Below are 14,629 nucleotides of genomic sequence, written 5' to 3'. Positions count from 1 at the left end.
CGGTCTCTCTTTGATTCGATGAGGGAGTTAAACGCCATAGATAGTTGTGATAGCCGTTAATACTAAACCGCTATACGTAATACTCATCGGCACCCCAATCTTTATATAATCCTTGATACAGTACTGACCTGCATTGTAAACCATTAAGTTGGTTTGGTATCCATATGGGCTAATAAAGCTTGCACTTGCGCCGAACGCGACAGCTAAAATATAGCTGTGAAGATTTGCATCTAGACTCGTCGCGAGGGCATAAGCAACGGGGAAGACTAAGGCCGCCGCCGCATTGTTGGTGACCAACTCCGTTAGCAATAAAGTGACCAAGTAAACCATGATAAGCCCTGACAATGGGCTCATAAATTCAGCTTGTTCTGTCATTGCGCTCCGCAGGAGGTCGACTGCTGTACTATTATCTAATGCCTGAGACAGCAAAAGTGCAGATGAAATTACTAGCCATATCTGGACTGGTAGCCTTCGTATAATTTCATTCGTTTTCAGTGCTCCAGTTAATAGTAGAACACCAAGCAACAAGATCAGGTTGTGCAGCAGTGGAGCTATCTCCATAGCTGCGAGGGCGATAGCACTAAAAAAGCCAAGAACAGCGACAATTTCTTGTGGTCCTTTGAGCAGCCTATCGGCTTTTAGCGCTTGGAGCTGGATAAAGTTTTTAGCGATGTTATTTCTCTGGTGATAGTCATCACCTACAGCGAGTACCAGATAGTCACCAGCTTTTAAGGTAACTTCACCGAGCTTTCCGGAAACCGTGTGGCCATCGCGTCGGATCGCGACAACTGCAGCGTTGAACATAGCGCGAAAGCCAATTTGTTTTAAGGTCTTATTTACTAAAGCACTTTCAGGGCGTAATACGACCTCTTTGAGATCATGACTTAGTCTTTCGCCTTTATGAGCAAAGAGTGATAAGCCCGGGAAGTGATTCAGTTGAGTTACTTTTCTAATCTCTCCACAGAATAATAGGCGATCATTTTCCTCTATTAACTCATGTGGTGATACTGGTGAAATAGTTCTTCCTTGGCGATGAATCTCGACTAAAAACAGAGAGTTTAGATTTCTCAGCCCGTTGCGCTGAATAGTTTTACCGATAAGTGGGGAGTTTGGTTCTACCTCAGCGTCAATGAAGTATTGAGCTTGAGTATCTGCTCGTTCAATGTTGCTAGGTAGCCAATGGCTAAGTAAAAACAGGGTGAGCCCGCACCCAAGTACAACAATGCTGCCAACAAGTGAAAAATCAAAAAAGGAGAGACTAGGTAGCCCAGCATCGAGCACCATACTATTGACGATTAAATTCGTCGAAGTGCCGATCAGCGTTAGTGTTCCGCCAAGGATGGCAGCAAAAGATAGGGGAAGTAGCAGTTTGCTGGCTGGGTGAAGGGCATTGGCACGTATTGGGGCGATCATGGTAGAGACCACCGCTGTGTTGTTTAGAAATGCTGAAGACAATGTGGTTATCGAGAACAGTCGAACCCAGGTAGATTTATAGCTAGGTTTGATGACTAATTGCGAGATTCTACGAAGTAGTGAGGTCTTTTCTAAAGCTAGCGAGCAGATGATAAGTAGTACCAGCGTAAGTACGCCAGGATTGGCAATACTGCTAATGAGTTGCTCTGTCGATACGGATCTGCTGCTATATAAAACAAGCAAAACTACTCCAAAAACCTTTTCAGGTTTGTTTTGATACCTTGTGACAAGGGCAATTATTGCAATCACAAAAACGGTAATGACAAAGTAGGCTGAATGGGTCTGTGACATTATTTAATTGCTTCAATTGTTTTTTGAGTCGAGTTTAAATAGCCTTGAATAAAATCACTCATTTGCTGAGAGTTACTATGTTGAAAGCGCTCTAGTACTTTACTCGCTAGCTGAGTTTTATCGGTAATGTCTATAATATTCAGAGCAATCATGTCTTCTACAATCGCTTTGAAGTTGAAGTAACTAGGGCCTGATATCACTGGAACGTTGAGTGCGACTGGTTCAAGCACATTATGTCCACCAACTTTATCCCCAAGCAAACTCCCAGCCATAAAGCAAACATCACTGGCACCAAGGAGAATCAGCATTTCACCCATAGTATCAGCAAGGTATACCTGTGTATCGGCGTTAACTATTGCAGCATTGGTTCTTCTGGTGCTATTAAAGCCGGAATTTTGGCAAAGCGCAAACACATCATCAAATCGTTCCGGATGGCGAGGAACCAAAATAAGTAATGCATTTGGATGAGATTTTAAAACTTGTCTATGTGCATCTAATACCTGTTCGTCCTCGCCTTTGTGGGTGCTAGCTGCAATCCAAATCGGACGATCGTTTCCAAGTTGGGCTCGAAGCTGCTGTCCTTGCTGTTTCACTTGCTCTGATATTTGAATATCGAACTTAATCGAGCCAGTAACGGATAGTTTCTTTTTCTCAACGCCTAAGCGTTCGAAGCGCTCTGCATCTGAATCCGTTTGGCAGAGTACTTGAGTTAGGCATGGATGAAGCTGGTTAAAAAGCCGCTGTATTTTGGCGTAGTTCTGACACGATTTTTCAGATAGGCGCGCATTTACGACAGTTATAGGGACACCCGCTTTGTGAACATTGTGAAGCGTGTTTGGCCACAGCTCAGTCTCAATGATCAACATCTGTTTTGGTTGCACTGCTTTAAGAAAACCTTTGATAGCAAACCCAAAGTCAATTGGCATATAGCGGTGTTCAATTAAATCACCCAACTTAGCAATCTGTTCAGCTCCGGTACTTGTTGTTGTTGTAACTAGAATAGATTGTTCGGGGTTTTGTTCCTTAAGGGCTTTGATTAAAGGTGTTGCTGCTATGCTTTCACCAACAGATACGGCATGTATCCAAATAGGTTTGTCGTTGCTTTTTAGCTTGGGGGTTATGCCAAAGTGCTCTTTCCAGCGAGAGCCGAACTTAGGCTTATTTGGTTTGCTCTTGTACAAACCAAATAAAAGCAGCGGTGACGCTAGGGCGAGTAGTAAGGTATAAACAATACGAACTAACATGAGCTTATCGTAATGGCGTCAAGTTTTTGGATGCTATCTAGCACTTGCTTAGGCGAAAGTTCTGTCAAGCACTTAAGGTGTTTGTATTGACATTCACGCTGGAAACAAGGGCGACAATCAATATCGGTATGAACAATCTCCACTTTTTCTGCGAGTGGGGGGGTGTACTTCGGTGAAGTTGAGCCATACACGGCAACAACATTACAACCAACCGCAGCTGCCACATGCATTAAGCCTGAGTCATTCGCGACAACAGTCTTACATGCAGCAAGGAGATCGACTGCTTCAATTAAGCTGGTTTGGCCTGCCAGAACATGAATGTGCTCATGGAATTGCGTCGGAACAAGTGCGCGAATATTGTTACAAGTCTCTAAGTCCTTTTGAGAACCAAACAACCAGATTTGGTGCCCAGAACGAGCCATTTGCGTCGCAACTTCAGCGTAGTGTGTTTCGGGCCATTTTTTGGCAGGACCAAACTCTGCTCCCGGGCACAGTCCAATAATTGGTTGGTCTTGCGTTAAGTTGAACTTTTTGAGCGTGGCTTGTTGCTCTGCCGCGTTGATTGCAAGGCGTGGGCGAGGCAAGGTTTCAAGCCCGCCGAGAGAGTTAGAATCCACCATTTCTGCTTTTGGATAAGCTAACGCTACATAGCGCTCTACCATGTACTGAAAAGACTTCATGTTAGGGCGTAAGTCGTTCAATAAACCATAGCGCATTTCTCCCTTCCAGCCAGTACGAAGGGGAATGTTGGCAAACCATGGGATCAGTGCTGATTTCGCTGACTTAGGCAAGATATAGGCGTGGTCATATTGCTTTTCACGTAATGATTTGCCAATTTCCCTGCGGCCTAATAAGTTAAACTCACCATGACCGATAGGCATTTCAATCGCTTGATGGATTTCTGGCATACGCTCAAGAATCGGTTTACACCATCCTGGAGCGATAACGTCAATTTGGCTATCTGGATGGCGTTGCTTTAATACGATATATAACGATTGCGACATTACCATATCGCCGACCCATGCAGGGCCAATGACTAAAATCTTCATGCTTTGTTTTTCCAGTATAGGAATTTCAAAATTGACTCATAAGTTCTAAAAAGTTCAGCGTATATTTTATTCGCAAGAGTCATTTTGGATTTATCTTTTCTTTTACCACCAATCGTCGAAGCAATCTCTGCTCTAGTAAAGAGATCTGGAGACACGCTGTAGACTTGAACACCATGTCTCCATGGTTTTTCCATGTAGTCATCGACTGGTTCAATAAACTCTTGAGCATGCATAACAAACTTTGAGGCTGCTTTAGGTGTAACGATATAAGCGGTGGTACCACAAGTGCCTGCTGAGTATCCCCCTAGCATATGATTATCATCAATCGGTACGATTGGGGTGAATACACGCTTCTGAGTGGCAGACAACTTGATGTAGTCATAATTAGAAGTCAATGGAAGGGTATGTTCGAGTACTTGCTTCAGCCCTTCTACGGGGTCGACGTTGTCTTCTAAGATGACGATCGGTTCATCAAGCTCAACACAGCGAACCCACAACTCGTAATGGCTTGCAAAACAGGCGACTTCACTGGTTTTTAATTGATACCCTTTGCGGCGTAGAGTAATGGTAGGACGACTTTTTTCTGAATGAAGAAAACGGTCAACAGAGCCATCTACTGCATCAAAAAATTCAAACGTAATGTCTTGTTGTTTTAACTTTTCTTCAATACGTTCTCGGCGATCTAGCGATCGAGCCAAGCTTACGACAAATACTTTCACTGCACTTTCCAGTCGCTGTTATATCTTGGTTTAAACAAATTGTAATAGTTATTGCCGTCTTCTTGAGAGTGCAGCAACTGTAGTACCCACATATATTGTTCGGGTTTATCACCGACAAAATATTCAATGGCTTCATTACAGGTACGAGCGTCTTGCTCTTCGCCTTTATCCAGCTCAAACGCTGGTAAAATCTCAATATCAAACGTACCATCTTCAGTGTTCATCGACGCAAATAGAGGCAGTACTTTTGAGCGTGATAGTTTCGCAATTTTGCCTAAACCAGGTAGCGTTGCTTTACGTGTTGCAAAAAAATCCACAAACACACTATGCTCTGGGCCGTGATCTTGATCAGGTAGATAATACCCTACATAGCCATCTCGAATGGATTTCAGAAAAGGCTTAATGCCACCTGAGCGTTCATAAACACGACCACCGTATTGGACCCTTTGCTTGTGCATCAGCCAGTCAGCAACATTATTCTTTTGCTTCTTCGCCATTGCAGAAACTGGCATTCCCATTGAAGCGAGCAAGATAGCAGGCACATCAATAGCCCAAGAGTGGGGAACCATTAAAATTACATTTTCGTTGCTATCAATGTGCTGTCGTAAAATGTCTAGGCCGCGAATTTGGCAACGGTTCTGAAGCCATTTTGGTGAGCGTAAACTTAGTAACCCGAAGCGAAAAAAGAACATGGCCGCTGTGTAGAGTGTTTTTTCTATCAAAGCTTCACGTTCTTGGAACGATTTTTCCGGAAAACACAGCTCAAAGTTAACCCTCGCTCGATGAGCTGGACCTTTGTGGGATTTAGACAGTTTTTTGGCTATGGTTTTCGCCAACCACTTTTGTAAACCCAGTGGCATTAATGATAACGGTAAAAATAAGATAACACCTAACCACGTGCCCCAGTACTTAGGCGACAGAAAGTGGCGCTTAAACTCAGGGTTATATGCTTTGGGGTCGAAGTCATCACGTTTTATTGTCATGGCGTGTCTAGTTACCTATTCGTGTACGGGCGAAGTGGTTTAAATGAGAAAAAGATAGTTAGGAATGATACAGGCTATTGCACTTGAGTAAAGGTGGCAGGTTATGGTTCTACCACCTTGTGGTGCTTAACTGTTTTGGATAGTTAAGTATTCGGCAACGCCTTCTGCAACTGTCTTGAATTCAACATCACAACCTGCGGTGCGCAGTTTGGTCAGATCCGCTTGTGTGAATTCTTGGTAAGCGCCTTTTAGGTGCTCAGGGAATGGGATGGTTTCAATTTGGCCTTTGCCATGATGCTTGATAACTGCTTTTGCTACCTCTTCAAAAGATTCAGCACGGCCAGTACCACAGTTAAAAATGCCTGATACGCCGTTTTCTAAGAACCACAGGTTTACTTTACATACATCACCAACGTAAACGAAGTCGCGTTTGAATGATTCGCTGCCCGCGAACAATTTAGGATTTTCACCTGCGTTAAGTTGGTTGTTTAGGTGGAATGCAACTGATGCCATGCTACCTTTGTGGTCTTCACGTGGGCCATATACGTTGAAGTAGCGGAAGCCGGTGATTTGAGAAAGGGTCTCACCATGTTCTTCAGCATCTTGCCATAGGCGACGAACGTAGTTATCAAACTGCTGTTTCGAGTAACCGTATACATTCAGTGCGCCTTCGTATTCGCGTTCTTCAACGAAAGTCTCTGTATCGCCGTAAGTGGCTGCTGAAGAAGCGTATAGGAATGGAATCTCGCGATCTAAACAGTAATGCAGCAGCTCTTTAGAGTACTCATAATTGTTTAGCATCATGTACTTACCATCCCACTCAGTCGTTGCAGAACAAGCACCTTCGTGGAAAATTGCCTCAATCGGACCAAAATCATCGCCCGCCATAATTTGGGTCAGAAAGTCGTCACGATCCATGTAATCTGTGATGTCCAGATCAACTAAGTTCTTAAACTTTTTGCCATTTTTTAGGTTGTCGACAACCAGGATATCGTTAATACCAGCTTCGTTTAGTGCTTTAACAATGTTGCTGCCGATCATGCCAGCGCCACCAGTTACGATGATCATAGAACTTCCACCATAGATTAAAATTTTCTCAGGAATTCTAGCAAGAAACGAAAAGTAGCGCTATTGGAAGCAGGAAGATAGGTTTGAGTCTTCTATACTCAGTATCTAGATATGAAAAAGGGAGCCGCAGCTCCCTTGATTACTTTATTATTCCACATCCGAACGGTTAGGCCTTTGATACCAAGGATTTCGCTCGTCGGTCAACTCAATCAAGCTGTATTTACGTCCGAGTTTCTGTCCTCCGTCACGAGTAAGAGGCTGCCAACTAAAGTTCGCACGATTGTTGCTTGGCTTAACGGTCATGATGTCAAATGGAATCGACAAGTAGAAACCTTTGGTAAAGCTACCTTCACCAAATTCATCCGCAGACAAGTCTGTAAATGACGCAAAGGCACCAGCAATTACGCCACTCTTGAACTGCTTAGAAACATTAATTTGTGTACCAACATCACCAGCTAGGAACTGACCAACATCGACTTGGATCATCAAATCTTGTAGGAATTCCCATTGAGGGTAGTAGTAACCAGATACAAAACCAGTGAAGCCTTTATCAATAACTTGGAACGGACGTCCATATTCTGGCACGTTTTGCCATTTATCATCGTAAACACCGAAGTAACTTTGTGGATCACGTTGAGAAATTAAGTTGACGTCAGCGCCAATCGCCCAGTTAGCTCCTTGTGGACGGTAAAGAAACTCGGTACCGACTCCAGCAAACATACTCTCCAGATAGCCCGCGTAGAATTGCTGATCCATCGTATCGGAATACTCTTGGAACCAAGTCAATTGTAAGTTTGACATGGTTACAGCATGTTCATTTTGGTAAGCGCGGAACATGGTGCGAACACGAGGAACAGTAGTGCCATCAGGTGGAGTGACATAAATAAACTTATCGTAGTTGTTATACCAATCCCAGTATAACGAACCGCCAATTTCAAGGTTGTCCGTCAGCCAATATGAGGCATTACCGCTTAGCCCTACACTAAAGAGATAGAAATCTTCAGCGTTTCCGAGAGTTTGAACTAGTTTAGGTGCAAAGCCCCAATCAAAACGTTCAAAACCATCGTAGATAGATTCTCCCGTAGGCTTAGTAGTAGCCCTTGAGGTTGCATCTTCTATTTTCGGATTGATGTAATTAACTTGGGCAAAGTCGCGATATTTCTCTTTGGAAATAATCGTTTGTTCACCGACTAAGCCTCGGCTACGTTCATTGATCGCATAGGTATCAATATCGTCAGGCATTTCATTATGGAGTACAGCTGCCGCTTTTTCGTGTGCCTCTGTACGGTCACGATATTTTTTCTGCTCACCAACGACAGTTACGGTATTGTTATCAACATAAACACGCGTGTTTCGATAGCCAGCAATTTTGTCTAAATCTTCTGTTACACGTTCCCAATCAACATCAGACAGTTCTTTGGGTTGGTTATCTTCCACTTCTGGGGTTGGTGTGTCTCGCCAGAATGATGGCATGTCATTGAAATTAGTGTTTAGCGTTAAGCCTGCTACTAAAGTATCGCCGCGTTCATAACTTAAACGAAAATCGGCCATGCCTAGACGGTAGAGAACACCAAAGTTCCATGGTGTGTGGGGAGACATATCTATACCGGCCTGAACAACTGGATAGTCTGTGCTGTAATCGTTACCGTCATATTCAAGCTTGAAGCGAAGAGGCTTATGAAGAGTTTGATATTCAATACCACCAAAAAGGGCAGCAGGGCCTTTAAAGGCTCTATCGAAGTTAGTTGTTCCGCCAGTAGATAGAAATTCTGAAGGTCTATCGCAGAATTTGTCTGATGCTTTACAAAAAGGGTTTGTGACCGTATCTCTAGTTCCTAGGTAGCCCCAGCCCATACCTAAAGTAAAATCAAAAGTACCTAATTTCGAATTAGAATATCGTTTTGTCGCCGCAAGAAACTCAGCATCAAAAAGACCAGTACCAGCAAAGTCTCGTACCCCTAGGGCGATTTCTGGCATGTATTCAGATTCTTCCCATAATCTAAATTTAAAATCTATCCCTTTGTCTGTGTATTCATTATCAACATCGGGGAAGGATGATGAGTAAGGCAGGTCCTTAACTTGAGTGTAACGGATGGTTGTTTCTAACCAAGGCATGAGTTGCAGAGTTACATTGTAAAAAAGGTACTCATCACTACCTGTTACCGAAAAGTTGAATTCCCCTTCAGGAGCCATACGTCCGGTTGGCATCTGCATTAAGCCAACGCCACCGAAGTCAGATTGAGAAGGTTGTAAAGAGGGGGCCTCAAAGGGCATGTCTTGAGCCCAAACCAATGCTGGGCCCATTAAAGAAAGGGTTAAGCTTTTTCTAATTGGCATCATTGTGGTCTCTTTGTGGAATTTGGTATCAATTGAGTGAGTAGACGGACAATATCTTGGTCCATTTCGGAGTATTCAAGATCACCAAACGGAATATATACCAATGTCAGAGGTGGTAAGTAATATTGTGTCGTTAACCAAGCTCCGTGATGCGGCTTAACTATGTGACCATCTGGATAGATCAACACTGGCGGTGTTGATAACGCACCAATATTAGTTTTCAAATTCTCTATCTGTCTCTGCAAAGGGATGCCAGCTTGCTCCGTAATGGAATACACGCTATTTAGGTTTCCCAAGAAGTACACTTTCTCTTCGCGCAGAGGGCTTGCGAGCAGGAAATTGCCGCGCAACAGTGGGTTGTCGAATTTATTTAGTCGAATTTTATCAACATCGATCGCAGACAGTAAGCGCGGTGCAAAGCTTTGCTTCTGAATGAACTTGTAGAATGGATGTGCGACCAAATTGTGTTGAATCATTTGATTGAGCACCGAGTTCTTTAAAGCGGTTGAGGTTTTCTCGGCGCGTTCCGATTTATCAAACAAAGTGGTACCAAGAGAGTATTGCAGAGAGACGCCTTGCTCCCTAGCAAGTGCTAACACACTTTCTAAACGAGCCGTCCCTTGAAATTGTAGCCGTTTGCCTGCTTCTAGCAATTCAACATTTAATGGTTGCAATGCAGAGGTTTCTGTTTGAGCGAAGCTAGACATGCTCAAAAGCGGCATGACCAAACCGAATACTGTGAGTAGTTGCTTGCTCATGATTTGCTATATCCCTTCAAAATGGTTAACTCAACCGGAATCATATTTGGCCCTAGGTGTTGTAAGGTTTTAACGACCTGACCCTGTTCATTGACCCAATAGTAGTTTTCGACCGATTGAGAAAGACTGCTAAACTCAACAACTTCTTTATATACGTTGGTCATAGTGCTAGAAATAGGTGTTGTTAACGTCTCTTGGCCTGAGTAAGAACGCGTTATATTTGCAGGAAAGCCATAACGGTATTGTGTTGCCCAATCGTATGAAAGTGTGTAGTTGACAGAGGTTGAGTGTAAAGAAAAATCTGGAACGTCACCGTAAACACCTGCTAAGTCCCCACTCTGTAGACCGATCGTTTTGACGATATGCCCATTCTCTGTAACGATCATAGCTTTATCGGCGCTTACCCATTTTAGTTGTTTTTTGCCGCTGAGTCGGTTTTGCTCCGCAAAAGCTAAAACAACAAATACCTGTTTTTGAGTTCCAAGTTTTAAATAGGCACTGGCATAAGGAACGGCATTTATTTCTTCTGGTGTCATCTCGACATCAATGTAGTTACCGTAGGCTTCTTGAACGGTTGCTGAAACATCATTGAATTTCTGTGTGCAGCCAAAGAGTACAAGGAGTAATGGAAGAATGAGGAGTTGGCGTATCCATTTAGGTATTCGGAAGATATTCATTGATCCCTCTTACAAATAAAATCGCCCTGACTTAATCAGGGCGATTGGCTTCTGTTCTACAAAACGAAATTAGTTAGAAGTAGAAGTAGAAGTAGATGTCGAAGTAGATGTTGAGTCGCTATCTGACGCTGCAACTGCTACTACAGTTACTGCTGCTGCTGCGCCTACACCTACAGCTGTAGTGCCAGTTGCTGACGCAGAAGCTGTGCCTGTTGAGCCTGCTTCTTCTGCTGCAAATGCAGTTGTTGCGCTTAGAGCCATAAGAATAGCTAGAGCTGTATTCTTCATTATTAATCCTTGTGTATCCGGTATAAAACATCGATGTTTGGTAGCATAAAAAATGCTCCAAATTATATTCTAGATAAAAAAGCCTTAGCATGTAAATAGTTTCTTATTTTGCCATGGCTTTCGATCTCATTTCTAACACCAGCGTGACATTGCGCGGTTATCTTGCTCCCTTGCTTGCTGATAAACTATCAAGAGTGCATAATTTGTCGGTCTATTTCCTCCAGAACTAGAGGTTTGGAGGAAATCGGTCGTTTTTACTTACACCATATAGAAAGCGATACAGTGGCTTACGCTCAACGCCTCAGGGCGGTAGCGTGCCAACTCTTCAGTATTTAATGGCCTGCATAGCACGCTTAACTTTGCTTTGGCAGCCCATATTATTACCAGTACTAGGGACTTTTACGTGATAAGAAAGCAGCATTGTTTGGGAATACTTGGTGCACTGGGCTTGAGCCTGAGTTCTTTTTCAGCGTCAGCCGATTTTTACGCAGGCGCTCTAGTGAGCTACTCAAATGCAGAACTGAAAAGCTCATCTTCTGAGTCCGTGAAAGAGGGAAGTCCCTTTCTTCTTAGTGCTCAAGCAGGATACTTCTTTAATGACTACATTGGTTTAGAAGGTCGTTACGGGACATCAGTTCAACGTGACAGTGGTCTTGCCGTTGATAGCGCTTTGAGCGGCTTTGTTAAGTTGAATATGCCGGTTTCAGAGCGAGTTGCACTTTACGGTTTAGCTGGGTATTCAAGCGTTCAGCTTGATCTACAAAATGTAGGTTCTCACAAAGAACAAGGATTTAGTTTTGGGTTAGGTATGCACTACGCTTTAAATAACCAAAGCGCGGTGATATTTGAGTTCGTTGATAACGTCTCTGAAGACCAAGTTCGCCTTAACTCGATTTCACTGGGTTTTCAGCACCGATTCTAATTTAAATACCTAGAGCTCAAACTTGGGGCTAGGGTCTTTTATTCAATTATTATAGTGACATACCATGTTTAAAGGATATTTCTCTATTGCCGCTTTTATATTGGCAAGTACGTTTGCGTCTTATTCAATGGCACAAACACCCACTCCAGAACAAATGAAAATGTTTCAAAATCTACCCGCCGACCAACAAAAGGCCTTGGCGAGTAAGTATGGTTTCTCCATTCCTTCTAGTTCATCTTCAAACAAGTCTCCTTACGAAAATCCGCAAGTAATCCAACCTAGAACTGAAGCTAGTAGCGCTGTATCTTCCAATATCGAAGAACAATGGCTCAAAAAAGGTGAGCAGGAAGAGCTTAAACGTTTTGGTTTAGATCTTTTTGCTGGTTCTCCAAGCACTTTTGCTCCGATCAGTGATGTTCCTGTGCCGGCAAATTACACTGTGGGTGCAGGTGATGAAATCATTGTGCAGTTGTTTGGTAAGGAGAATGAAACGCATCGTTTACGCGTAAATCGTGCGGGCACAATCAACTTTCCCTCACTTGGGCCGGTAAATGTTGCTGGCATGCACTTTTCTGATGTTCGAGACTCTCTGACGCAACGTGTAAAAGAGCAAATGATTGGTGTGCGCAGTGATATCTCATTGGGTGAATTACGCACCATGCAAGTGTTTGTAATGGGGGATGCATATAAACCTGGTGCCTACACGGTTAGCGCATTAACGACAATTTCACAAGCTATCTATTACAGTGGCGGTTTTGGTGAAAGTGGGGCGCTGAGAGATATCCAGCTAAAGCGTGATGGTAAAATCATTCGTAAGTTGGATATGTATGACCTTTTACTAAAAGGTGATGCAAGTAATGATGTGCGCTTACTACCGGATGATGTTGTTTTAATTGGTTCTGTTAAGGATACAGTGTCTATAGAAGGGGAGATCAACCGTCCGGCAATTTATGAAGTCAAGGCCGGTGAAACTTACCAACAACTTATTCAGATGGCAGGTGGTTTTACTGCGAATGCTCATGTCGAGCAGTTGGAGATAAAACGCTACGCTTCACATGACGCTCGTGAGGCTTTGACGCTTGATTTCAATAAAACGCAAGATCGAAAGAGTAAAGTTAAAAATGGCGACGCCATCAAGATCTTGAAAAAAAGCGAAGAGCTTACTCGTTACGTGCAGATAGAGGGGGATGTTCGTCATCCTGGCTATGTGGAATGGCGCAATGGGCTTCGTGTTGCTGATCTTTTCAAGTCTGTTGACTCAGCTTTTAATTCTACAGCTGATGTTAACTATGCTGTTGTGGTAAGAGAGATTAATCCGCAACGTGATATTGAAGTGTTCCAACTAAGCTTAGCCAACGCAATTCTATCACCAGGTAGCCAAGACAACCTCCAGTTACAATCACGAGATCGCATATTGGTTTTCAACCGCTTTAATAACGAAGACTTGGATACATTCGCAACACAAGAGTCTGTTTCAAAAGCAAAAACGCTAGAACAAGCGCAAGAGCAAGCTGAGCTAGAACAACAGAAAGAACAAGAAGTAATGAGTTCTTCTGTTGCCGTTTCGCATTCAGTAAACGGTACGTTGAACAACCAGAGCACCACAGAGCAAGCGAAACCAGCTAAAATCATTTTCCGTGGTAAAGAGATTACAGAGGAAGACTTTGAAAAGCTGAAGCAAAACACTCGTCGCACTTTGCTTGCACCAGTATTGTTACAACTCCAACAACAGTCTCGTTTGGGGTTAGCCCCTCAAATTGCTGAAGTCTTTGGTGAAGTGAAGCACCCAGGACGCTACCCGATTACTCCAAGAATGACGGTATCAACGCTTATTGAAGCAGCTGGTGGTTTGACTTACAACGCATTCACAATTAATGCAGAATTAGCACGAACCGCGATTAATAGTGCGGATGAGCGTGCGTATATTGATGTTGAGCGTATTGATTTGCGTAAAGCAATCCAAGGCAGTGCTTCGGACGATGCAATTATCGTAGGCCGAGATCGTTTGAACATCCTAGAAAAGCCAAATGTGAAGCTACAAAGCACAGTCACTTTACAGGGTGAAGTTCGTTTCCCTGGAACCTATACCGTGCGCCAAGGTGAAACCTTAAGTGAGCTATTGGATCGAGCGGGTGGTCTCACAGAGTTCGCTCACCCCCAAGGAGCGATATTTACGCGTGAAGCATTGCGTTTACAAGAGCAGAAGCTTTTAAACCAATACGCCGCAGATATGCGAAAAGAAACAGCGAAGAAGACGTTCCGAGCCGATAGTAATATAGGTTCTGTAATTTCAGACCCAGAAAAAACACTAGCATTTGTTGAGGAAGCAAGTCGCAGCAAAGCACTTGGCCGTATGGTGGTACAGCTAAACCGTATTTTAAAAGGCGAGCGTTCAGCAGACTTTATGCTCGAGGACGGTGACTTCCTCTTTGTTCCTACTTTCCGAAACACAGTATCAATCATGGGTGAAGTTCAGGTTCCAATTACTTACTTGTTGGACAACAAACTTGATGTCGATGACTATCTTAACAAAGCGGGTGGTGCTAAAAAACAAGCGGACGAAGACCGCATTTTTGTAGTGCGTGCAGATGGTTCTGTTTATAAGCCTTCATCTGGTTATTGGTTCGGAAATAGCAAAGAAGAACTAAAAGCTGGTGATACTATTGTTGTACCAATTGATACCGACTACCGTGATGCATTAAGCACATGGACTGCAGCAACGCAGATTCTTTATCAGACGGGTGTTGCGATTAATGCTCTGAAGTAAATGACTCCACCCTAGTTCTAGTTTGAATTAGGGTGGGAATTATTCATTGATAG

The 14,629-nt window shown here is 43.4% G+C and carries 12 protein-coding genes; 2 read left to right on the top strand and 10 right to left on the bottom strand.

The features are described 5' to 3' along the window. Positions 1-27: 27 nt before the first annotated feature. From R7R24_RS11470 to R7R24_RS11425, 10 genes are all read right to left on the bottom strand, one after another. A complete protein-coding gene (locus R7R24_RS11470; RefSeq protein ID WP_054576849.1) occupies positions 28-1,764 on the bottom strand; it encodes an SLC13 family permease in 1,737 nt (578 codons plus the stop codon). Next, the gene (gene waaA / locus R7R24_RS11465) at positions 1,764-3,008 is read right to left on the bottom strand and encodes a lipid IV(A) 3-deoxy-D-manno-octulosonic acid transferase (protein WP_054576850.1); all 1,245 of its coding nucleotides are present in this window, start codon (positions 3,006-3,008) and stop codon (positions 1,764-1,766) included. The genes R7R24_RS11470 and waaA overlap by 1 nt, the downstream gene beginning before the upstream one ends. Then, on the bottom strand, positions 3,002-4,057 hold the full coding sequence (waaF, locus tag R7R24_RS11460) for a lipopolysaccharide heptosyltransferase II (RefSeq protein ID WP_005379458.1): 1,056 nt from the start codon (positions 4,055-4,057) through the stop codon (positions 3,002-3,004). The genes waaA and waaF overlap by 7 nt, the downstream gene beginning before the upstream one ends. Then, positions 4,054-4,776, bottom strand: coding sequence for a glycosyltransferase family 25 protein (locus tag R7R24_RS11455; RefSeq protein WP_005379459.1), 723 nt, complete (start codon positions 4,774-4,776; stop codon positions 4,054-4,056). The genes waaF and R7R24_RS11455 overlap by 4 nt, the downstream gene beginning before the upstream one ends. Beyond that, positions 4,773-5,759, bottom strand: coding sequence for a lauroyl-Kdo(2)-lipid IV(A) myristoyltransferase (gene lpxM / locus R7R24_RS11450; protein ID WP_318119495.1), 987 nt, complete (start codon positions 5,757-5,759; stop codon positions 4,773-4,775). Before lpxM ends, R7R24_RS11455 begins: the two co-directional genes overlap by 4 nt. Positions 5,760-5,885: 126 nt before the next feature. Continuing rightward, positions 5,886-6,827, bottom strand: coding sequence for an ADP-glyceromanno-heptose 6-epimerase (gene rfaD, locus R7R24_RS11445; protein ID WP_005379462.1), 942 nt, complete (start codon positions 6,825-6,827; stop codon positions 5,886-5,888). 147 nt (positions 6,828-6,974) lie between these two features. Beyond that, the gene (locus R7R24_RS11440; RefSeq protein WP_191116043.1) at positions 6,975-9,167 is read right to left on the bottom strand and encodes a YjbH domain-containing protein; all 2,193 of its coding nucleotides are present in this window, start codon (positions 9,165-9,167) and stop codon (positions 6,975-6,977) included. Next, positions 9,164-9,922, bottom strand: a complete 759-nt coding sequence (locus R7R24_RS11435) for a capsule biosynthesis GfcC family protein (protein ID WP_191116044.1) — start codon at positions 9,920-9,922, stop codon at positions 9,164-9,166. The genes R7R24_RS11440 and R7R24_RS11435 overlap by 4 nt, the downstream gene beginning before the upstream one ends. Then, a complete protein-coding gene (locus tag R7R24_RS11430) occupies positions 9,919-10,599 on the bottom strand; it encodes a YjbF family lipoprotein (RefSeq protein WP_191116045.1) in 681 nt (226 codons plus the stop codon). The genes R7R24_RS11435 and R7R24_RS11430 overlap by 4 nt, the downstream gene beginning before the upstream one ends. Positions 10,600-10,668: 69 nt before the next feature. Next, positions 10,669-10,887 carry a hypothetical protein gene (locus R7R24_RS11425; protein WP_031780921.1) on the bottom strand — a complete coding sequence of 73 codons (219 nt, stop codon included), beginning with the start codon at positions 10,885-10,887 and terminating at the stop codon, positions 10,669-10,671. Positions 10,888-11,290: 403 nt separating this feature from the next. Between R7R24_RS11425 and R7R24_RS11420 the strand changes: the two genes are divergently transcribed. Next, positions 11,291-11,809, top strand: coding sequence for an outer membrane beta-barrel protein (locus R7R24_RS11420; protein WP_191116046.1), 519 nt, complete (start codon positions 11,291-11,293; stop codon positions 11,807-11,809). 64 nt (positions 11,810-11,873) lie between these two features. Beyond that, the gene (locus tag R7R24_RS11415; protein ID WP_213970183.1) at positions 11,874-14,576 is read left to right on the top strand and encodes an SLBB domain-containing protein; all 2,703 of its coding nucleotides are present in this window, start codon (positions 11,874-11,876) and stop codon (positions 14,574-14,576) included. Positions 14,577-14,629: the final 53 nt, after the last annotated feature.

This window comes from Vibrio sp. 704 (genome assembly GCF_033339295.1).
This window is presented reverse-complemented; position numbering and strand designations above follow the sequence as displayed.

Coding starts and splice junctions, on each gene's coding strand:
- waaA (WP_054576850.1), bottom strand. CDS start 3,008: ATGTTAGTTCGTATTGTTTATACCTTACTACTCGCCCTAGCGTCACCG.
- R7R24_RS11425 (WP_031780921.1), bottom strand. CDS start 10,887: ATGAAGAATACAGCTCTAGCTATTCTTATGGCTCTAAGCGCAACAACT.
- rfaD (WP_005379462.1), bottom strand. CDS start 6,827: ATGATCATCGTAACTGGTGGCGCTGGCATGATCGGCAGCAACATTGTT.
- lpxM (WP_318119495.1), bottom strand. CDS start 5,759: ATGACAATAAAACGTGATGACTTCGACCCCAAAGCATATAACCCTGAG.
- R7R24_RS11430 (WP_191116045.1), bottom strand. CDS start 10,599: ATGAATATCTTCCGAATACCTAAATGGATACGCCAACTCCTCATTCTT.
- waaF (WP_005379458.1), bottom strand. CDS start 4,057: ATGAAGATTTTAGTCATTGGCCCTGCATGGGTCGGCGATATGGTAATG.
- R7R24_RS11435 (WP_191116044.1), bottom strand. CDS start 9,922: ATGAGCAAGCAACTACTCACAGTATTCGGTTTGGTCATGCCGCTTTTG.
- R7R24_RS11415 (WP_213970183.1), top strand. CDS start 11,874: ATGTTTAAAGGATATTTCTCTATTGCCGCTTTTATATTGGCAAGTACG.
- R7R24_RS11470 (WP_054576849.1), bottom strand. CDS start 1,764: ATGTCACAGACCCATTCAGCCTACTTTGTCATTACCGTTTTTGTGATT.
- R7R24_RS11440 (WP_191116043.1), bottom strand. CDS start 9,167: ATGATGCCAATTAGAAAAAGCTTAACCCTTTCTTTAATGGGCCCAGCA.